Annotated in this window: 19 protein-coding genes; 2 read left to right on the top strand and 17 right to left on the bottom strand. The window is 43.4% G+C overall.

The window, feature by feature from the left end:
* Positions 1-57 precede the first annotated feature (57 nt).
* The 12 genes from phoU to truB form a co-directional block, all read right to left on the bottom strand.
* Positions 58-711, bottom strand: a complete 654-nt coding sequence (gene phoU, locus I2D56_RS06140) for a phosphate signaling complex protein PhoU (RefSeq protein ID WP_123159314.1) — start codon at positions 709-711, stop codon at positions 58-60.
* Between the two features lie 12 nt (positions 712-723).
* On the bottom strand, positions 724-1,482 hold the full coding sequence (gene pstB, locus I2D56_RS06135) for a phosphate ABC transporter ATP-binding protein PstB (protein ID WP_003003393.1): 759 nt from the start codon (positions 1,480-1,482) through the stop codon (positions 724-726).
* A gap of 29 nt (positions 1,483-1,511) precedes the next feature.
* Positions 1,512-2,315 carry a phosphate ABC transporter ATP-binding protein PstB gene (gene pstB / locus I2D56_RS06130; protein WP_023026660.1) on the bottom strand — a complete coding sequence of 268 codons (804 nt, stop codon included), beginning with the start codon at positions 2,313-2,315 and terminating at the stop codon, positions 1,512-1,514.
* Positions 2,316-2,326: 11 nt separating this feature from the next.
* A complete protein-coding gene (pstA, locus tag I2D56_RS06125; protein WP_023022836.1) occupies positions 2,327-3,211 on the bottom strand; it encodes a phosphate ABC transporter permease PstA in 885 nt (294 codons plus the stop codon).
* Positions 3,201-4,112, bottom strand: coding sequence for a phosphate ABC transporter permease subunit PstC (gene pstC, locus I2D56_RS06120; protein WP_023022834.1), 912 nt, complete (start codon positions 4,110-4,112; stop codon positions 3,201-3,203). Before pstC ends, pstA begins: the two co-directional genes overlap by 11 nt.
* Positions 4,113-4,129: 17 nt before the next feature.
* Positions 4,130-4,996 (bottom strand): phosphate ABC transporter substrate-binding protein PstS family protein, encoded by an 867-nt coding sequence (locus I2D56_RS06115; protein WP_023022832.1) that lies wholly within the window; start codon positions 4,994-4,996, stop codon positions 4,130-4,132.
* A 130-nt stretch (positions 4,997-5,126) separates the two neighbouring features.
* Positions 5,127-6,431: an RsmF rRNA methyltransferase first C-terminal domain-containing protein gene (locus I2D56_RS06110; protein ID WP_195348193.1), complete on the bottom strand. Its 1,305-nt coding sequence runs from the start codon at positions 6,429-6,431 to the stop codon at positions 5,127-5,129.
* Positions 6,428-7,201, bottom strand: a complete 774-nt coding sequence (locus tag I2D56_RS06105) for an inositol monophosphatase family protein (protein ID WP_023022828.1) — start codon at positions 7,199-7,201, stop codon at positions 6,428-6,430. The genes I2D56_RS06110 and I2D56_RS06105 overlap by 4 nt, the downstream gene beginning before the upstream one ends.
* Positions 7,191-7,469, bottom strand: a complete 279-nt coding sequence (locus tag I2D56_RS06100) for a UPF0223 family protein (RefSeq protein WP_023026658.1) — start codon at positions 7,467-7,469, stop codon at positions 7,191-7,193. Before I2D56_RS06100 ends, I2D56_RS06105 begins: the two co-directional genes overlap by 11 nt.
* A 1-nt stretch (position 7,470) precedes the next feature.
* Positions 7,471-7,872: a Spx/MgsR family RNA polymerase-binding regulatory protein gene (locus tag I2D56_RS06095; protein ID WP_040803090.1), complete on the bottom strand. Its 402-nt coding sequence runs from the start codon at positions 7,870-7,872 to the stop codon at positions 7,471-7,473.
* A gap of 127 nt (positions 7,873-7,999) precedes the next feature.
* Positions 8,000-8,917: a bifunctional riboflavin kinase/FAD synthetase gene (locus I2D56_RS06090; RefSeq protein ID WP_023022823.1), complete on the bottom strand. Its 918-nt coding sequence runs from the start codon at positions 8,915-8,917 to the stop codon at positions 8,000-8,002.
* Positions 8,918-8,921: 4 nt separating this feature from the next.
* Positions 8,922-9,818 carry a tRNA pseudouridine(55) synthase TruB gene (truB, locus tag I2D56_RS06085; protein WP_023022821.1) on the bottom strand — a complete coding sequence of 299 codons (897 nt, stop codon included), beginning with the start codon at positions 9,816-9,818 and terminating at the stop codon, positions 8,922-8,924.
* Positions 9,819-9,997: 179 nt separating this feature from the next.
* Between truB and I2D56_RS06080 the strand changes: the two genes are divergently transcribed.
* Entirely contained in the window at positions 9,998-11,314 is a 1,317-nt protein-coding gene (locus I2D56_RS06080) for an FAD-containing oxidoreductase (RefSeq protein ID WP_023022819.1), read from the top strand.
* A gap of 37 nt (positions 11,315-11,351) precedes the next feature.
* Here the strand turns inward: I2D56_RS06080 and I2D56_RS06075 are convergent, their stop codons facing one another.
* The 4 genes from I2D56_RS06075 to pcrA all read right to left on the bottom strand — a co-directional run bounded on the left by I2D56_RS06075 (position 11,352) and on the right by pcrA (position 16,567).
* Positions 11,352-12,152: an alpha/beta fold hydrolase gene (locus I2D56_RS06075; protein ID WP_023022817.1), complete on the bottom strand. Its 801-nt coding sequence runs from the start codon at positions 12,150-12,152 to the stop codon at positions 11,352-11,354.
* A gap of 39 nt (positions 12,153-12,191) precedes the next feature.
* Positions 12,192-12,626 carry a GNAT family N-acetyltransferase gene (locus tag I2D56_RS06070; RefSeq protein ID WP_023022814.1) on the bottom strand — a complete coding sequence of 145 codons (435 nt, stop codon included), beginning with the start codon at positions 12,624-12,626 and terminating at the stop codon, positions 12,192-12,194.
* 9 nt (positions 12,627-12,635) lie between these two features.
* Positions 12,636-13,910, bottom strand: coding sequence for a DUF2130 domain-containing protein (locus tag I2D56_RS06065; protein WP_023022812.1), 1,275 nt, complete (start codon positions 13,908-13,910; stop codon positions 12,636-12,638).
* Positions 13,911-14,281: 371 nt separating this feature from the next.
* The gene (gene pcrA / locus I2D56_RS06060) at positions 14,282-16,567 is read right to left on the bottom strand and encodes a DNA helicase PcrA (RefSeq protein ID WP_195348192.1); all 2,286 of its coding nucleotides are present in this window, start codon (positions 16,565-16,567) and stop codon (positions 14,282-14,284) included.
* Between the two features lie 185 nt (positions 16,568-16,752).
* On the opposite strand from pcrA, the gene I2D56_RS06055 reads away from it, so the two are divergent.
* Entirely contained in the window at positions 16,753-17,946 is a 1,194-nt protein-coding gene (locus I2D56_RS06055) for a cation diffusion facilitator family transporter (protein WP_195348191.1), read from the top strand.
* 93 nt (positions 17,947-18,039) lie between these two features.
* Here I2D56_RS06055 and lepB read toward each other — a convergent pair whose 3' ends face one another.
* Positions 18,040-18,597 (bottom strand): signal peptidase I, encoded by a 558-nt coding sequence (gene lepB / locus I2D56_RS06050; RefSeq protein WP_023022806.1) that lies wholly within the window; start codon positions 18,595-18,597, stop codon positions 18,040-18,042.
* Positions 18,598-18,722 lie beyond the last annotated feature (125 nt).

Below are 18,722 nucleotides of genomic sequence, written 5' to 3'. Positions count from 1 at the left end.
CAAAACCAGATCTATAAAAGAATAAAGTCTGAGATGATGACCTCAGACTTTATTTTCTTATAATTCCACAATTTTTCCTGTTTCGAAGTAGACAACCCACTCACAGATGTTTTTAGCATAATCACCAATACGCTCCAAGTAGTTGATCACTTGGAAGTAATCACGTCCGGTTACAATGGACTCAGGATTCTTCCGAATTTCTTCTGTTGCTAATTCTTGAATGCTATCGAAGTAATGGTTGATCACTTCGTCTCGGCTAGCTACTTCATAGGCCAAATCTACATCACCTTTGAGGTAAACATCCAGTGTGGATTCGACAAAGTCTTTGACCTCACGACCCATCTTGCTGATCTCCTCTTCAACAGATTGGATGCGGACTTCCCCCTTCATTCGAATAGTTGCTTTCGCGATTGAAACCGCATGGTCACCCATCCGCTCTAAGTCAGAGACTGCTTTTAAGACCGTCATGACCACGCGAAGGTCTTGCGAAACTGGCTGTTGAAGGGCGATAATCTCAAAAGATTTGCGCTCCAATTTCACTTCGTATTCATTGATATCCGCATCATCTTCGATAACCTGGCGGGCCAATTCACGGTCATGTGTGACGAAAGCACGAACCGTACGATTGATTTGGGTCAACACTTCATTTCCCATTGCATAAAATTGGTTATGCAATTTTTCTAAATCTTCTTCAAATTGAACTCGTAACATTTTATTTTCTTCCTATCCAAATTTACCAGAGACATAGTCTTCTGTTTCTTTCTTAGCTGGGTTCAAGAACATTTCATTGGTATCATTGTACTCAATCAAATCGCCATCTAAGAAAAAGGCTGTTTTATCGGAAATCCGACTCGCTTGCTGCATGGATCGAGTCACCAAGAGCATGGTGTAACGGTCTTTTAGTCCATACAGGGTTTCTTCAATCTTACCAGCTGAAATCGGGTCCAGCGCTGAAGTTGGTTCATCCAAAAGAATAATCTTTGGACTGGTCGCAAGGACCCGCGCTACACAAACCCGCTGCTGCTGACCACCGGAAAGTCCGATAGCAGAATCATGCAGGCGATCCTTGACCTCATCCCAGATGGAAGCACGTTTCAGTGAGGTTTCAACCGCTTCATCCAAAACAGCCTTGTCCTTGACACCATTAATCATCAAGCCATAGGTCACATTATCATAAATGGACATTGGAAAGGGATTGGGCTGTTGGAAGACCATTCCGATTTCCTTGCGCAATTCGACCGTATCGGTCCGTGGTCCGTAGATATTATGTCCATTATAGAGGATGGTTCCTGTAGTTGTGACCTCATGGTTCAGGTCCCCCATGCGGTTAATGGCTTTTAAAAGGGTAGATTTCCCTGATCCTGAAGGACCAATCAAGGCTGTAATCTCCTTTGGAGCAAAATCCAAAGAAACACTATTTAAAGCCTTCTTTTTATTGTAATAAACCGACAAGTCCTTGACTTGCAAAATTGGTTCTGTCATTCTATTTTCCTTTTTGTTGTCATATTCCTTTATCCAAAGTGACCCGATACATAATCGTTGGTCGATTGCAATTTCGCATTTTGGAAAATATTCGAAGTCTTATCGTACTCGATGAGGTTTCCAAGGTAGAAGAAACCGGTATAATCACTAGCACGCGCTGCTTGTTGCATACTGTGTGTCACGATGACAATCGTGTAATCCTTCTTCAACTCCAGCATGGTTTCTTCTAATTGCGCTGTTGCGATCGGGTCTAAGGCTGAGGCTGGCTCATCCATGAGCAAAATCTCTGGTTTAACGGAGATGGCACGGGCAATACAAAGGCGTTGCTGTTGACCTCCTGAGAGCGTCAAAGCAGACTTGTGCAAGTCATCCTTGACCTGATCCCAGAGTGCTGCTTGCTTCAAGGATTTTTCTACGATTTCATCCAAGACCTTCTTGTCTTTGACTCCTGCCCGTTCGTGAGGGAAGGTAATATTGCGGTAGATAGACTTCGCAAATGGATTTGGTCGTTGGAAGACCATCCCGATATGCTTTCTCATTTCATAGACATTGATATCTGGTCGGTTGACATCAATCCCTTCGTACCAGATCTCACCAGTCACACGCGCAATATCAATGGTATCGTTCATCCGGTTCAAACTTCTAAGATAGGTGGACTTCCCTGATCCAGAAGGACCAATCAAGGCTGTAATCTTATTCTTTTCAAACTGCATGTCGACGCCTTTGATGGACTCGTTATTTCCATAATAGACATGCAAATCTTTGGTAGATAGGACCACCTTTTCTTCAGGAAAAGTAATGATGTGTCTCTCATCCCAATTGTATTTTGACATTTCTTCTCCTTTTATGCTGAGGTTAATTTCTTATGGAGGTAAGTACCGAGCTTACGTGCTCCAAAGTTGAATATCAAAATGAAGATCAACAAAACTGCTGCAGAACCAGCGGATACTTCAATAGCATCTGGAATGGTCCCTTCACTATTGACCTTCCAAATGTGGACTGCTAGTGTTTCTGCTTGACGGAAAATGGAGATTGGACTGGTCACACTGAAGAGGTTCCAGTTACTCCAATCCAAAGCTGGAGCTGACTGGCCAGCTGTATAAATCAAGGCCGCTGCTTCCCCGAAAATCCGTCCAGAAGCCAGTACGACACCCGTAATAATACTTGGCAAGGCTTCTGGTACCACTACGTGAATCACGGTTTCCCAACGAGAGATTCCAAGAGCAAGCCCAGCTTCTCTTTGTGTATGGTGGACGTTTTGCAAACTATCTTCAATGTTTCGTGTCATCTGTGGCAAGTTAAAGACTGTCAAGGCCAAGGCACCAGAAATAATCGAGAAGCCATATTGGAACTGCACTACAAAGACCAAATAGCCAAAGAGACCGACTACAACTGATGGAAGGGAAGACAAGATTTCAATACAGGTCCGGACCAAATTGGTCAATGGGCCCTTCTTGGCATACTCTGACAAGTAGATCCCTGCCCCCAAAGAAAGTGGGAAGGAAATAATCAAGGTAATGACTAAGAGGAAGAAGGAATTATAAAGCTGAATCCCAATCCCTCCACCTGCTTGGTAAGAAGAGGATTTGCTGGTCAAGAAAGTCCAAGACACATGCGGCAACCCTCTAAGTAAGATATAGAGAATCAAAGAAGCAAGAATAGTGACAATAATTCCAGCAATAGCATAAAGAACCCCTGTCGCTATCTTATCTATTTTTTTAGCGTGCATAGTTCTTCTTACCTCTTTCTTTCGTGATCAATTTGATAACGCTGTTGAATGCCAAACTCATCAGCAAGAGCACCAAGGCAAGTGACCAGAGAACGTTGTTGTTAACTGTTCCCATAACCGTATTTCCGATACCCATGGTCAAAATGGAGGTCAAGGTGGAAGCTGGAGTTGTTAAAGATGTTGGAACAACTGCTGAGTTTCCGACTACCATCTGAATAGCCAAGGCTTCCCCGAAGGCACGCGCCATCCCAAAGACAACCGCCGTAAAAATACCGGAGCGAGCGGCCTTTAAGGTAACATGCCAGATGGTTTGCCAGCGAGTCGCTCCCATAGCCATACTCGCTTCCCGATAGTGACGAGGAACTGCCCGTAAGCTGTCTGTTGTCATAAAGGTCACTGTTGGAAGAATCATGACAAAGAGGACAAAGACCCCTGACAAAATCCCAAATCCTGTCCCACCAAAGATGGAACGAACAAATGGAACCACTACTTGCAAACCAATAAATCCATATACAACGGAAGGAATCCCTACCAACAATTCAATGGCTGGTTGTAAGAGACGAGATCCCTTAGGAGATACTTCTGTCATAAAGACTGCTGCACCAATGGCAAAAGGTGTCGCCACCAAAGCAGACAAAAGGGTTACAATGAAGGAACCCAAGATCATTGGCAAAGCCCCAAATTCTTTCCCTGACGGATTCCAAGTGGATCCGAAAAGGAAACTAAAGACATTGACCTTGTTGACAAAGAAGGTCGATAATCCCTTTTGGGCTACAAAAATCAAAATCAAAGCTACAACAAAGACAATTAAACTCATACAACAGAAGGTAATGGTTTTACCAAATTTTTCCAAACGAGAATTATTGGACTTTGCGAGCATTTTTTTTGCTACTTCGTTCATTTTTTACCTAATTCTTCTTATTTCTTCGTAATGTTACCGTCAAGATCACGGCTGACTTTCATATCATTGATTGGGATATAGCCCATCTTACCAACGATTTCCTGCTGGACCTCATCTGTCATCATATAATCCAAGAATTTCTTGGCCAATTTACTTGGCTCTCCCTTGGTATACATGTGTTCGTAGGACCAAATTGGCCAGTTATTATTCACCACGTTTTCCTTAGTTGGTTCATAGCCATTTAACTTCATAGTTTTGACACTATCATCCACGTAGGTAAAAGCCAAATAAGAAATGGCACCTGGAGTCTGGGAAACAATGTTCTTCACCATTCCATTGGAATCCTGTTCCTGAGCCTGTTTAGGATCTTTCCCATTCATGATGATGTCATCGAATACGGCACGGCTACCGGATCCTACTGCCCGGTTCACAATGGTAATTTCGAGATCCTCACCCCCCAATTGCTTCCAGTTGGTATATTCACCAGTAAAAATCTTACGCAATTGTTCAGTTGTCAAATCGTCTACGGAAATAGTCTTATTGGCAATGATGGCTGTTCCTGCTACTGCCACTTGATGGTCTACCAAGCTAGAAGCATCGATTCCATCTTTTTCCTCCGCAAAGAGGTCACTATTTCCAATATCCACAGCTCCCGATTGGACCTGAGAAAGACCTGTACCAGATCCGCCTCCTTGGACATTAACAATCTTACCGGGATGTTCTTCCACATAACGATCTACCACCCCTTCAACGAGCGGTTGTAGGGCTGTCGATCCAACAGCTGTAATCGCTTCTCCACGGTCAATCCAAGATGCACAGGCAGATAGAGAAGCTGCAAGTGCTACTGTTGCTAGCCCAAGGACTAGCTTTTTGCATTTATTCAATGTAAGTCTCCTTGAATCAAAATCAAATATCGTTTAAATGTTATCTCTAAACACTTGGTCATCTTCTAGTATTCTAGCAAGAATCACTCTATTTCCACTATAACATAGAAAGACCGCATTTCCTAATAATTTATCTAAATCTCAAGCCTTTTGGAAAGAAATTTTTTAACGTTCGTCCCGTTACTTTTGCAAAGCCCAAACCATTGCCTCCAGCCAGGACCTGATACCATCCATTTGCGTAATCTTGCTCCAACTGAATGGTCTCTCCAGCCACGTACTTACTAAAGTCTGGATCCGACAAGCTGACTGATTTTTTCACTTGATCTGGTTTCAGAGCTAGGCCCAGAGCAAAGCTAGGTTCAAAGCGATTTTTCTTAAAGGTGCCAAGGTGCAAGCCATTGCGAGCAATCTTGACCTTTTTCAAATCAGGAAGTCCAGATGGTAAGAAATAAAGCTGATCTCCAAAACATTGGTAGAGACCCTCCAAGTCGATGGCTAAGCGGTCCTTGGCAAAAGCTTGCCACAACTTCTTCTGCTCAGCCGTTAGATTGGAACGTCCTTCCTTGAACTTCTTAACTTCAGGCTCTCCGTGATAAAGGAATTTAGCAACAAATTGCCCTTCACCCTTGAAATGATGAGGATACATACGGGCCGTTTCAGGATGTCCGATCCCTTCTACCATACCATTAATTTTTTCAATCGGTAGCAATTCTAGCTCATATTCTTCTAAAAGCCAAGAGACAATCTCTTCGTTCTCTTCCGGAGCCCAGGTACAAGTCGAATAAACTAGCTGCCCCCCTGGTGCCAGCATCTTGATAGCATCTGTTAAGATTTCTCTTTGAAGACTTGCGCATTGAGCTGGATAATCTGGATTCCAGTAGTCCATGGCATCTGGCTGCTTCCGGAACATTCCTTCACCAGAGCATGGTGCATCCAAAACAATCAGATCGAAAAAGTCTGGGAAAACCTTTGCCAAACGTTCGGCTGATTCATTGGTCACCACGACGTTACGAGCACCAAAGCGTTCAACATTCTCGACCAGAATCTTGGAGCGTCCCTTGTGAATTTCATTAGAAATAAGGAGGCCTTGATTGCCTAAATAAGAGAGCAAGTGAGTCGTCTTTCCACCAGGGGCTGCCGCAAGATCCAAGACCTTCATACCCGGACTGGGATGCGCTACTTGAGCCACCATTTGGGCAGCGGGTTCTTGCGAGTAGACCAAACCCGTGACATGGGCAATGGATTTCCCCGATACCTTACCATAGTAACTCCAAGGCATGCCTGGAATGGGCTCATCGCCTCTGATTTGCACTGCCTTTAATGGATTGGTTCGATAGGCAGAAACGGCTGGTTCATCAAAAGTTTGAAAGAAGGCTTCAGCCTCTTCTTCAAGTAATTGGGTATACTTTTCTTTAAATCCTTGAGGAAAGGTCATGCGTTTTTTCCTTTCGTCAAAAAAGGTTGAATTTCATCTAGTTTACAAGTCGGCACCATCATAATGGGCTCCAAGGTCTCATAGTTGGGTTCTTTCCCTTCCAAGGTCAGGACCGAGTAACCTAGACACTCGCCCATAATGGCAGCAGCAGCATAATCCCAAGGCCAGATATAGCTAAAGTAGCCTAAAATACCACCAGATAGAATCTTGGTAAAGCTGATACCAGCGCTCCCATAGACTCGAATCCCCAAGCACTCTGCTCCCAGATCCGCCATGCCCCAAGCGTTGGATTTGAGCATGCCAACATTGGAAGCCACTAATAAGTCCCCAAGAGGCCGATTTTGAAATGGTTTCAGTTCTTTGTCATTGCAAAAGACTCCAAAATCCTTTCCACCAAAAAAGAGATGGTCGCGCATGACATCATAGATCAAGCCAAACTGGCCAATCCCTTCTTCAAAATAGGCAACCATTACAGCAAAATCTTCTTTTTGGGTCACAAAATTATTGGTCCCATCAATGGGATCAATCACCCAGACCTTGCCGGAGTGAATAGGCGCACGAAGCTCATCTTCTTCAGCGAAAATTTGGTCTTCTGGATAAGCTTCTAATATCTTATGGACTAAGGTTGCTTGCACTTTCTGATCCATCTGAGTCACCAAATCCGTCGGATTTGTTTTGACAGTAATCGCTAGCTGGTCATGTAAGTGTTCTCTTAGATAGCTTCCTGCTTCTTTGACAATGGTCTTAGCAAATTCTAATTTATTGATCAATCGAAAACCATCCTTCCCCTTTTTCTTTCGCAACTTTGGTTGCGCGGTAAAGTGAGTAGCCACTGACCTCTTCAAATTCCTTGCCCAGACGCTTTTCTTCGCCAATACTTGGGACAACTTTCTTAAAGGCCTTATAGGCTTCTAGGTAGATGCGGGCATCTGCCTTTTGTTCATAGGCTTGTTCAACCTGATTAAAAAAAGAAAGCACCGAAGCAAGCTCTTCAGTGCTCCACGATAAATCGAGTGGGTAACTATAATTCTTATTCATATTAATGGATCTCCGCTCTTAATGTAGCAGATCTTAACTCTTCCTTACGATATCCTCGAGGAAGAAATGCGCGGATTTCGTCCTCATTGAAACCAATTTGCATCCGTTTCTTGTCTAGAATAATTGGGCGACGCAAAAGACTAGGATTTTCCTCAATGAGCTTAATCAAAGCAGAAATCGATAAATCCTCTACATCAACATTTAACTTCTGAAAAATTTTAGAACGAGTTGAAATAATATCGTCTGTACCGTTCTCAGTTAGAGCTAAAATATTACGCAACTCCTCAGTTGTTAGAGGACTCGTCATAATATTGTGTTCCTTAAAAGGAACCTCATGTTTTTCTAACCAAGCCCGGGCCTTCCGACAGGATGTACAACTCGGAGACAAAAATAATGTAATCATGTTCTTCTCTTCTTTTTTTGGACACACTTAGCTAACTCTATTATACAAAATTATTCGGTGCTTGCATAGTGATTTTTGAATTTAGACAAAGAAAATTCTCCCCTTAAGGGAGAATTTCTAACAAAAGTTATCTGGTCCATTGACGAGCTATGATCTCATCCTGACGCAGTTGCTCCACAAGCGCTTCTACACTGTCAAATTTGACCATTTCTCGAATCTTGTCTAACCAAAAAATCCGAATCGTATGTCCATAAATATCTTTTGAAAAATCAAAGATATTGGCTTCAAAGCGAAGTTCCGTCCCATCAAAGGTCGAGTTTTTACCTACAGAGGCCATCCCACGATGACGCTTCCCTAGCACTTCTACTTCGACGACATAAACACCATCTTGAGGAAGATGTGTCCGATCGATAGGTGCAAGATTGGCTGTTGGAAAACCAATGGTTCGACCTCTTGCATCCCCATGAACGACAATACCACGACTGGATAGGGGATAGCCTAAAAGATTGGCTGCTTCTTTGACCTGGCCTGATGAAATAGCCTGCCGAATACGGGTCGAGCTGATTTTTTCTCCCTGGTCTAGGACAGGGGGAACCACTATGACTTGGCCTTTAAAATAGGTCTCCAAATCACTAGCTACTTTCTTGTCACTACCAAAGCTATAATCAAATCCTGCCACTAAGACACGCGCTCGAAGTGATGTTAGGTAGGTAGCAACGAATTCTTCAGCAGTATGAGCCGCAAAATCACTGGTAAAATCAATGAGATAAAGATCATCTACTCCAAGTTCTTCCATTCGTTTAAAGCGTTCCTCTGGATTTTGAAGGTGGAGGAGTAATTCTGGTTGGTAACGGGCAAAGGCCAATTTTGGAGATTCTGGAAAGGTCAAGACAGCTACTCGAAGTCCTTGCTCATCCGCAATGGCGCGAGCTGTCCGAAATAGCTCCTGATGCCCTCTGTGAAGACCGTCAAAATAGCCCAAGACAAGAACTGTATCTGCTTGAGCTTTTATTTCTTTTTCACTAGTTACATAACAAATGTTCATGAATTTATTGTAACACACTTTCTGTCAGAAAAACCTTGCGAGGTTTGTAAAGTTCTTCTCTTTTTTCTAAAATGGCCACTAATTTTCCTTGGTAAAAAGCAGCCAATTCTTTGGAGTCACTCTCAACCGGAATAAAGCGTCCCACTTGGACTTCGCCGACCTCTTCGACTGTCAGCTCCACTTTTTCCAAATCTCCGGTTCCAATTTCAAGTGGATGAAGGAAGCTCAAATCTCCTTGAGCAACTTTTTCAGCAAGTTCTTCCAAGGTTAGGGCATTTTCTAAGGACAAGCCAGCAGCACTGGTGCGTGTCAGATGGGACATGTGGGCCGCATAGCCCAGTTTCTGCCCTAAATCCACAGACAAGGTTCGGATATAGGTCCCCTTGCTGCATTTAACCCGGAAGCGAAAGCGGGCTAGTCCTTCTTCATAACGAATTTCGCTTGTGCGCGTGAATTCATAAATGTTCACCTGCCGAACTGGACGTTCCACTTCTTCTCCTGCACGCGCATACTCATAGAGCTTACGCCCATTGACCTTGACCGCTGAATACATGGGTGGTACCTGTTCGATTTCTCCTACCATCTGGGCAATCATGCGGTCTACCTCTTCTGCATCCAAGGGGTCTTGCACAGGGGTCCGATCGACAACTTCTCCGCTGGCATCCTCCGTCGTGGTAGAAAACCCCAAAGTGATTTCTCCCTCATAGATTTTGCCTTCATCCTGCATAAATTCAACCATTCGGGTCGCCTTTCCTACGGCAATCGGAAGAACCCCCACCACATCCGGATCCAGAGTTCCCCCATGGCCAATTTTCTTGGTTCCTAAGATTTTTCGCAGTTTAAAGACCACATCATGTGAAGTCATTCCCGCTTCTTTTTTTACATTAATAATTCCGTCCATTTGAATTACTCTTTCTAACTCATGTGTGACCATGACGGTCACCGACCCTTTATTATACCATGAAAAGGATCTCCTTGTCCCTGATTCCCCATTCCCATGAGCTCCTAAAAATCCCGTAGCAGATTTCAGACTTTTTAAAATGGGTTTGATACAATAGAAAACGAAAGAAGGTGTAACATATGTTAACGTATGATGTTATTGTTATTGGATTTGGTAAAGCTGGTAAAACACTCGCAGCGAAATTATCAAGCCAAGGGAAAAAAGTCGCTCTAATTGAAAAGAGCAAGTCTATGTATGGTGGTACTTGTATCAATATCGCTTGTATCCCAACCAAGACCTTGATTGTCGCAGCGGAAAAAGGCTTGGATTTTGAACAAGCCATGAGCGAAAAGAATGCGGTCACCACTCGTCTCAACGGCAAGAACTACGCAACTATTGCTGGAACTGGTGTAGACATTATCGATGCAACAGCTCGTTTCGTTTCCAACAAGGTCATCGAAATTCAAGCCGGTGAGGAAAAGGAAGAATTGACAGCAGAAACCATTATTATCAATACTGGTGCAGTGCCAACTATCCTTCCAATCCCGGGACTAGCTGAAAGCAAATTCGCTGTGGATTCAACCGGTATTCAACGTTTGGAAAATCTGCCAAAACGCCTGGGTGTTCTTGGCGGTGGACCAATCGGATTGGAATTTGCCCATCTCTACAATACCTTGGGTAGCCAAGTAACAGTACTGGATGCTTCTGAAGCATTCTTGCCACGGATTGAGCCAAGCATTGCAGCTCTTGCAAAAGGCTACCTTGAAGAAGATGGCATTCAATTCTTGCAAGGCGTTCATACCCAAGAAATCAAAGATAGTGAAGCTAGCTTAACCCTTGTAACCGATAAAGGAGATTTCGAATTCGATATCCTCCTCTACGCAACAGGACGTAAGCCAAATACAGCTGGTCTTGGTCTTGAGAACACAGACATCCAAGTCACTGATCGTGGAGCGATTCAAGTCAACCGTCATTTGGAAACCAGCGTCCCTGGTGTCTTTGCAGTTGGGGATGTCAATGGCGGTCCTCAGTTCACCTATATGTCCCTCGATGACTTCCGCATCGTCTTCAACTACCTCACAGGCGATGGTAGCTACAATCTCGAAACACGCGGAAACTATGCGACAACACTCTTCATTGATCCTCCATTGGCGCAAGTCGGCTTAACTGAGCAAGAAGCACGCGACAAAGGACTTCCAGTGGCTGTCAAAGAATTACCAGTTGCTGCCATGCCACGTGGCCATGTCAATGCAGACCTTCGAGGTGCTTTCAAAGCCGTAGTCAATCCAGAAACCAAGGAAATTCTTGGGGTCACTCTCTTCGGAGAAGCTGCAGGCGAACTCATCAACCTGATCACCATGGCCATGGACAACAAGATCCCTTATACTTACATTGCGAAGCAAATCTTTACCCACCCAACTATGGCAGAAAACCTAAACGATCTCTTTGCGATTTAACTAACATAAAACGCTGGAAAAATTTTCCAGCGTTTTTTTAGTGTAAAAATCCACAAACAATCTCTTGAAATAACTTATTTTCTTCATACAGAGCATGACCAGAATGCTTAAGAATAAGGAGCTGACAACCCAAAATCCCTTTTGCCAGTTCTTTAGATCCCTTCACACCGATCACATCATCTTCAAGCGCACCAAGGACCAAGGTCGGGCATTGAATTTCTTTTAAAACCTCAAGACTATCGTGGTCCAGGCAAGACTGAGACTGAATAGCAATTCGTTTCTCATCTTTGATTCGCCCCAAACGACCCATAATGTCAGAAAGAAAGCGCCACCTTCGATAGCTCTTTTGCGTATAAGAATGATAGGCGATATCCAGCATGAGGTCTCTAAAATTTCCGGATTGACTAATTTTTTGCCAATGCTCAATTCGTTCTCTAGCAAGTTGACTCGGTTTAGCTGTTGTCACGGCTAGGATGAGCTTTTGAACATTTTCAGGAAAATCAACTGCCAACCATTGGGCAATCATTCCACCTTGTGAAATCCCCATAACATAGGCAGCATCTAGGTTTAGTGTCTCCATTGCTTCTGCTACATCTGCTGCCATATCCCGTGTCGTATAACCCTGCCTCAACTCGTTGATTCGAGAAAAAACATAAACTTTATATCTCTTAGCAAGTAAACGATAAGAGAGGGAAAAGAGCTGGGCCTTTCCTTTGACTGTCTGCAACCCATCCCCTAAGCCTGGTATGATCACTAGGGGCTGCTTTCCTTTTCCAAATGTTACATAGTCCATGCTCTTATCGTTAAAATATAAGTTTTTCCCTTTTGTTGAAGACATTACTTCGTTTCCCTTACTATTTTATCATGTTTATTCATGTTAACTTTTTAAATGCAGAACAAAGCCGGCAGTCACTTTTTCAAATCCAACCGCCTGATAAAACTGATGTGCAGCATTTCGTTCAGCAGTTAATCCACTATTTAGAGCCAGTGCATTAACTCCTTCTTTTACCGCTTGTTTTTTCAATTCATCGATTAGCCTACTAGCAATTCCTTGTCGTCTTGTTTCTTTTGCAACCGACAAAGCTAAAATACGATAGTAAGATCCATCTGCTTCAAAAAAGAAGAGCTTTGCATAACCTAAGAAACCTAAAATTTCTCCGTTTCTTTCAGCTAGAAGAAGGCCATAATGTGGCTGAGAGAGAATCATTTCTAAACGACGAGACAGCTTAGAAGCAGTCGTTGGATAGCCCAAGTCTTCGTATAGAGACAGTAAGGATTCAGCATCCTTCATGGTTGCTTTTCGTATCTGCATTGGAGCCTCCTAGTCTTCCTTCAAGGCATCAAACTTGGCTTTCATAGTCGGATTCTTCCGAGTCAATTTTTTAACGGAAACATCATCCAATTTGTTGTTAGCAAGGCGAAGTTGATTTTCAGATGTGGTGAGGAATTTTTTGACCTCTTCCATGCGTTTAATGGCCTTGTCGATTTCATCAATGGCCTTGCCGAAGTTGACAGAAGCCGAATTGTAGTTCTTGGCAAAGGCAACCTTGAAAGCATCCAAGTCTTCCTCAAAATGAGTGATGTCAATATTTTGCTCACGGATTAGTGCTAGTTCCTGCTTGTATTTTAGAGAGTTGAGGGCAGCATTGCGTAAGAGACCAATCAACTGGATAAAGAACTGAGGACGGACCACATACATCTTCTCATACTCGTGGCTGACATCGACAATCCCTGTGTTGAAATAGTCGTTATCTGCTTCAAGCATACTGACCAAAACAGCATATTCACAGTTCTTTTCTCGACGGTCCTTGTCCAATTCCTTATAAAAATCAGCATTCTTATGCTTCTTCTCTGTCCCGTCGGCTTCATTTTTCATCTCAAACATGATGGAAATGAATTCTAGCCCATTTTCATCAAAGTCACGGAAGATAAAGTCCCCTTTAGACCCACGTGCAGAAATCTTATTATCCTTTTCAAAGTAGGCATTTGGGAAGGCAAAACTGCGAACCTTATTGAACTCACTCTCCGCATACTGCTCCAGACTTTCTCCGATGGCCTTGGTTGATTGTTGGGCCTTGAAGTTCTTATAGAACTCAACCTGCTCATTAGCCGCCTTAAGCTGGGCCTCATAGTTTTGTTTAACTGAAGTCAGAGAAAGTTCGTTTTCCTTTTCTTGTAAAAGGAGCTGATTTTTGACCTGGTCACGTTCTTTTTCTAAGTCAGATAAAGTCTTTTGTAGTTGGTTTTCATGCTCCAAGCGCAAGGTGGCTAATTGATTCTCCAGTGCCTGAACCTCTTTTTCTTTCTCTAGCAGACTTTGGCTAGCAGTTTGCTCCACCTCTTTTTTAGCCAATTCTTTTTCAGTATCAAACTGTTGAATCTGGTTTTGTAACTGGGCAATTTCTTGGTCCTTTTTTGCTAACTTCTCTTGTTGCTCATTGAGGGCCTTTTGCTCTGCCAAAGCCAACTCCTGCCGAATCCGCTCATGAATTTCCTTGTCAAACTCCGCCGTCCTCACTTGGGACAAGAGCTCGCTGTATTGACTTTCATTGACTGTAAATACTTCCCCACAGTTGGGGCACTTGATTTCGTTCATAGCATGCCTCTTTCTCTATTCTTAGTATATTATATCATGCTAGTAGTAAAATCAAAACCAGCAAGCTAGGCCTGCTGGTTTTAACCGAGTATTCATTCCTCTATTGGAGACTTTTCTTAGGTGAGGACGGACGGTAGCGACTCCCTTTGGGATTCCATACCTTATATTTGAGCCTCACGTCTCAAATATACCGAGCACCAGAAACTTATGTGTTTCTGGCGCTTTCCTCACGGCGAAAAGTCTCAATCTATTCCGCACTATTTCCAAAATTTCTTTTCTTGCAACTTTTTCATGCAGTAAGCAATTAGATCCTTGAGGAGATATTGCTTGTTTATGTTCTGAAATAATACACTAGGCTTACTGGTTTCCGTTTATTTTTTCTCAATCGGAGCGACACTGGCCAAGAGTTTTTTTAGACCCACTTCTGGGAAGTTGATCTTGAGTTCTTGGGTACTACCACTACCAGATACTTCAAGCACAGTTCCTTCTCCCCACTTCTTGTGAAGGGCAATATCACCAATGGACCAAGCGACGCTTTCTTTGGCACTAGAACGGTTGCTATTGCCAAAGGGGAGGCTTGAGGACGTGAGCGCACTTGGAGCTGCTTGTCTCTTGCGCTCTTGAAGGGCTTGTGACAGACTCATGCCTTTTCCAAAGGTCGTTCCGCCTCCATTGCTATAAGAAGCCTTAAAGCTGGTGTTTGCTGGACGGGCCAAGCCCTGGTAGGTCAATAAATCCGAGCTAATCTCATTGATAAAGCGCGTCGGACGGTTGTAGCTGGTCCGCCCAAAGAGCAAACGAGAATTGGCATTAGTCAAGAAGAGAACCTTCTCTGCCCGCGTGATCCCTACATAAGCCAAGCGACGCTCTTCTTCCAACTCATCCGGATCCTCTGCCGCTCGACTAAGAGGAAAGACGTTTTCTTCCATCCCAATCAAGAAGACCACTGGGAATTCCAAACCTTTGGCTGCGTGAAGGGTCATCAAGGTCACTTCTGAGGTCTCTTGCGCTCCATCGTCTGTATCGGCAATCAAGGCTAAGTCGTTCAAGAAACGACTCAAGCTGTCCACACCTGATTCGTCTTCAATAGAATCGCCATTTTCATCAAAATTCTTGGTAACAGATAGGAACTCTTGAATATTCTCGATGCGGGCCTGACTTTCCAGATTTCCCTGATTGGTTAGGGCCGTCATATAACCTGTCTTGTCAAGGACTTCTTCGACCAACTCTGTAATGGTCAGCTGGTCCAATCTCTCTCTCAAATCAAGAATGAGATTGGCAAAGTCCCAGATAGCCTGGGCTGCTTTTCCTTTAATGCCAGAGAGCATGATATTGGCCGAAGCATCTAGAAGTGAGGACCCTTGCATTTGAGCAAAATCGCGAATCTTATCCACCGTACCCGGCCCGATTCCCCGCTTGGGTTCATTAATGATCCGCTCAAAACTGATATTGTCACTGAGATTAGCAATCAAGTTTAGATAAGCAATAACATCTCGAATTTCCTTCCGACTGTAGAACTTGGTGCCTCCTACCATGGTATAGGGAATATTGGACTTGAGCAGTGCTTCTTCAATGGTACGTGACTGGGCATTGGTCCGGTAGAGAACCGCAAAATCACGATGCTTATAGCCAGCTTCCCGACTGAGCTCTTCAATGGTTTTGGCAACAAAGACTGCTTCATCCTGCTCATCATTGGCCCGGTAATAAACAATCTCTTCACCGTCAGCATTTTGGGTCCAAAGATTCTTCGGACGGCGGTTCCGATTGTTTTTGATCACATCGTTAGCTGCTTGTAGGATAGTTTTAGTGGAGCGATAATTTTCCTCTAACAAGACGACCTTGGCATCTGGATAATCCTTTTCAAAGTCGAGAATATTTTGCATGTCTGCACCCCGCCAGCCATAAATAGACTGGTCAGCATCCCCAACAACACAGATATTTTTAAAGCGAGAAGCCAAGAGTTTGACCAATTGGTATTGGGCATGGTTGGTATCTTGGTACTCATCTACATGGATGTATTGGAACTTCTGCTGGTAATAGGTCAGCACATCTGGATGCTGGTCAAAGAGACGCAAGGTCAACATGATCAAATCATCAAAATCCACCGCTTCTGACTGACGGAGTTCCTTTTGGTAAGCCTCATAGCACTTGGCTACGATCTGGGTGTACATATCCCCCGCTTGGGTGGCATAAGCCACTTCGTCGATCAGGTCGTTCTTGGCATTGGAAATGGTCCCCAAGATGGTCCGTTCATTCCATTTCTTAGGATCCAAATTCAAGGACTTCAAGATCCGCTTCATCAAGGTCCGCTGCTCACCTGGATCGACAATGGTGAAGTTGCGATTGTAGCCAATGTGATCCGCATCTCGACGAAGAATACGCACACACATGGAGTGGAAGGTCGCAATCAAGCAATCTTGGGTGGCTAGATTCAACTGATAAGCCCGCTCCTTCATTTCTCGAGCGGCTTTATTGGTAAAGGTAATGGCCAAAATATTCCAAGGATTGACCATTTTTTCATCGATCAAGTAAGCGATGCGGTGGGTCAAGACACGTGTCTTACCCGAACCAGCTCCCGCCATGATCAAGAGGGGACCTTCTGTCGTTTGGACCGCCTCTGCCTGGCGATCATTCATACCATTCAATAAAGGATTCATCTCATTCTCCTCATTCTTTCAATCGTTCTATTATACCATAATTTCGTCCTTCTTCCTTTTGGAAATGGTTGGATTCATTTGAATTTTGCCCTCAAAAAAGCTATAATAAAGCCTTAAGAAGAACGAATTTTTCCTCTTCAACAACCACTTGTGAGGAAATCTACAGAAGTCTGGAGGAGTTATCAGTGAATCAATCACAAAGTAATTTAAAACTAGCCGAACGTGGAGCCCTGATCAGTATTGTAGCCTACCTGATCCTTTCCGCTGCCAAATTAGCAACAGGCCACCTCCTTCATTCCTCCAGTTTGGTTGCCGATGGTTTTAATAACCTTTCAGATATTATCAGCAATGTCGCCCTTCTCATTGGTATTCGCATGGCCCGCCAGCCAGCTGACCGCGACCATCGATTTGGTCATTGGAAGATTGAAGATCTAGCTAGTCTGGTGACTTCCATCATCATGTTTTATGTGGGCTTTGATGTCCTACGAGATACGGTTCAAAAAATTCTCAGCAGGGAAACAACTGTTATTGATCCTTTAGGAGCCATTGTTGGAGTTGGGTCAGCCCTTGTCATGTTTGCGGTCTATCTTCATAACCGCACTTTAGCCAAGAAAGCCCAATCCAAGGCCCTCAATGCCGCTGCCAAAGACAACCTGTCTGACGTAGTCACTTCTTTAGGAACCTCTGTTGCGATTGGAGCTAGTGCTCTTAACTATCCGATTGTGGACCAATTAGTAGCTATCGTTATTACCTTCTTTATTCTAAAAACAGCCTACGATATTTTCATTGAATCCTCCTTCAGCCTCTCAGATGGATTTGATGAAAGTCTTCTGGATAAATACAAGGCTGCTATTCTAGAATTGCCAAAGGTCAGCCGGGTCAAATCCCAACGAGGACGGACCTACGGAAGCAATATCTACCTAGATGTCGTCATCGAAATGAATCCAGACCTTTCTGTTTATGAGAGCCATGCCATTACCGAAGAGGTCGAGCGCCTTCTCAAGGAAAAATTTGGAGTCTTTGACATTGATGTCCATGTGGAACCAAGTTCCATCCCAGAAGATGAGATTTTGGACAATGTCCTTCTCAAACTAAGAACCTACGAAGAGCGCTTGCAAGCTCAGCAAGAATATTCAACCCTCCTAGCAGACAACTTCACCCTCATCGATGAGTTTGGCCAGGAAAGCCACAAGGAGGACCTGGTCCGTTTGCAGGAAGAGCATCAGATTCCCTTTAAGAATTTCGAGATCGAATCCATCAGTCAAAAGACTAAGCTGATTCGCTATGAATTAAATAACCAGATCCATACCAGTCTCTGGCGTCGCCATGAACATTGGCAAAAGGTCTTTCATCAAATTACCAGTAAAAAGGAAAACTAAAGCCCTCTAACTGGGATGAATGAAGCTAAAAAGCTACTGCAGCTCACACGTTCTGCAGTAGCTTTTTTGTACGAAAAAAATAGTCCTTCTGGACTATTCTTCTGTTTTAATAAAGCCGAATTTATCCAATGGATACAATCGGAAATCAACTACCCCTTCAATCTGACTAGCTTTAATATAACCAAATTCACGACTATCTTTTGTATTATTGCGATCATCATTTAAGACTAAATAACTATTACTTGGTACTTTTCCAGCCTTGGTTCCCTTAAGTTCTCTAGAGAAAAAATCATTTGTAAAATAATCGCCACTTGGGGCTGCCAAATGTTTGGTCTTCATTTTATCCAAATACGGCTCTTCTGTAGCTACACCATTCAAATAAAAGACATCATCCACATAGCTGACCTCATCGCTCTCTATAGCAATGACACGTCCAAGATATTGTTTCTCTTTTACATGGTAGAGGACCAAATCTGTCCGATCAATTTTTCCCTTCTTAGTCGCTAATACTAAATCATCTTTCTTAACGGAGGCATTGGCCATTTGATCAGATACCCACAATGGTTGAAAAACAAATAGGCGCAAAGTAATGAGTACCAAGCCCAATATTCCAATGATGATAATATTCCGAATCAAATCCCTTTTTGACATTCCTATCCCCCCTTTCAGTTCCTTCCATTATACCATTTTATTAGACAATAAAAAAGGCCCACATTCCTAAATCGTCAGAAACTTGGACGAAAAAAACCTTGTCTCCAAGATTTTACACTTAGAGA

The organism is Streptococcus australis (genome assembly GCF_015553625.1).
GTDB classification, from domain to species: Bacteria; Bacillota; Bacilli; order Lactobacillales; family Streptococcaceae; genus Streptococcus; species Streptococcus australis_B.
This window is presented reverse-complemented; position numbering and strand designations above follow the sequence as displayed.

What these genes read in the sequence shown, in the direction of transcription:
- phoU (WP_123159314.1), bottom strand. Translation starts at nt 711, where the DNA reads ATGTTACGAGTTCAATTTGAAGAAGATTTAGAAAAATTGCATAACCAA.
- pstB (WP_003003393.1), bottom strand. Translation starts at nt 1,482, where the DNA reads ATGACAGAACCAATTTTGCAAGTCAAGGACTTGTCGGTTTATTACAAT.
- pstB (WP_023026660.1), bottom strand. Translation starts at nt 2,315, where the DNA reads ATGTCAAAATACAATTGGGATGAGAGACACATCATTACTTTTCCTGAA.
- pstA (WP_023022836.1), bottom strand. Translation starts at nt 3,211, where the DNA reads ATGCACGCTAAAAAAATAGATAAGATAGCGACAGGGGTTCTTTATGCT.
- pstC (WP_023022834.1), bottom strand. Translation starts at nt 4,112, where the DNA reads ATGAACGAAGTAGCAAAAAAAATGCTCGCAAAGTCCAATAATTCTCGT.
- I2D56_RS06110 (WP_195348193.1), bottom strand. Translation starts at nt 6,431, where the DNA reads ATGACCTTTCCTCAAGGATTTAAAGAAAAGTATACCCAATTACTTGAA.
- I2D56_RS06100 (WP_023026658.1), bottom strand. Translation starts at nt 7,469, where the DNA reads ATGAATAAGAATTATAGTTACCCACTCGATTTATCGTGGAGCACTGAA.
- I2D56_RS06095 (WP_040803090.1), bottom strand. Translation starts at nt 7,872, where the DNA reads ATGATTACATTATTTTTGTCTCCGAGTTGTACATCCTGTCGGAAGGCC.
- I2D56_RS06090 (WP_023022823.1), bottom strand. Translation starts at nt 8,917, where the DNA reads ATGAACATTTGTTATGTAACTAGTGAAAAAGAAATAAAAGCTCAAGCA.
- truB (WP_023022821.1), bottom strand. Translation starts at nt 9,818, where the DNA reads ATGGACGGAATTATTAATGTAAAAAAAGAAGCGGGAATGACTTCACAT.
- I2D56_RS06080 (WP_023022819.1), top strand. Translation starts at nt 9,998, where the DNA reads ATGTTAACGTATGATGTTATTGTTATTGGATTTGGTAAAGCTGGTAAA.
- I2D56_RS06075 (WP_023022817.1), bottom strand. Translation starts at nt 12,152, where the DNA reads ATGTCTTCAACAAAAGGGAAAAACTTATATTTTAACGATAAGAGCATG.
- I2D56_RS06070 (WP_023022814.1), bottom strand. Translation starts at nt 12,626, where the DNA reads ATGCAGATACGAAAAGCAACCATGAAGGATGCTGAATCCTTACTGTCT.
- I2D56_RS06065 (WP_023022812.1), bottom strand. Translation starts at nt 13,910, where the DNA reads ATGAACGAAATCAAGTGCCCCAACTGTGGGGAAGTATTTACAGTCAAT.
- pcrA (WP_195348192.1), bottom strand. Translation starts at nt 16,567, where the DNA reads ATGAATCCTTTATTGAATGGTATGAATGATCGCCAGGCAGAGGCGGTC.
- lepB (WP_023022806.1), bottom strand. Translation starts at nt 18,597, where the DNA reads ATGTCAAAAAGGGATTTGATTCGGAATATTATCATCATTGGAATATTG.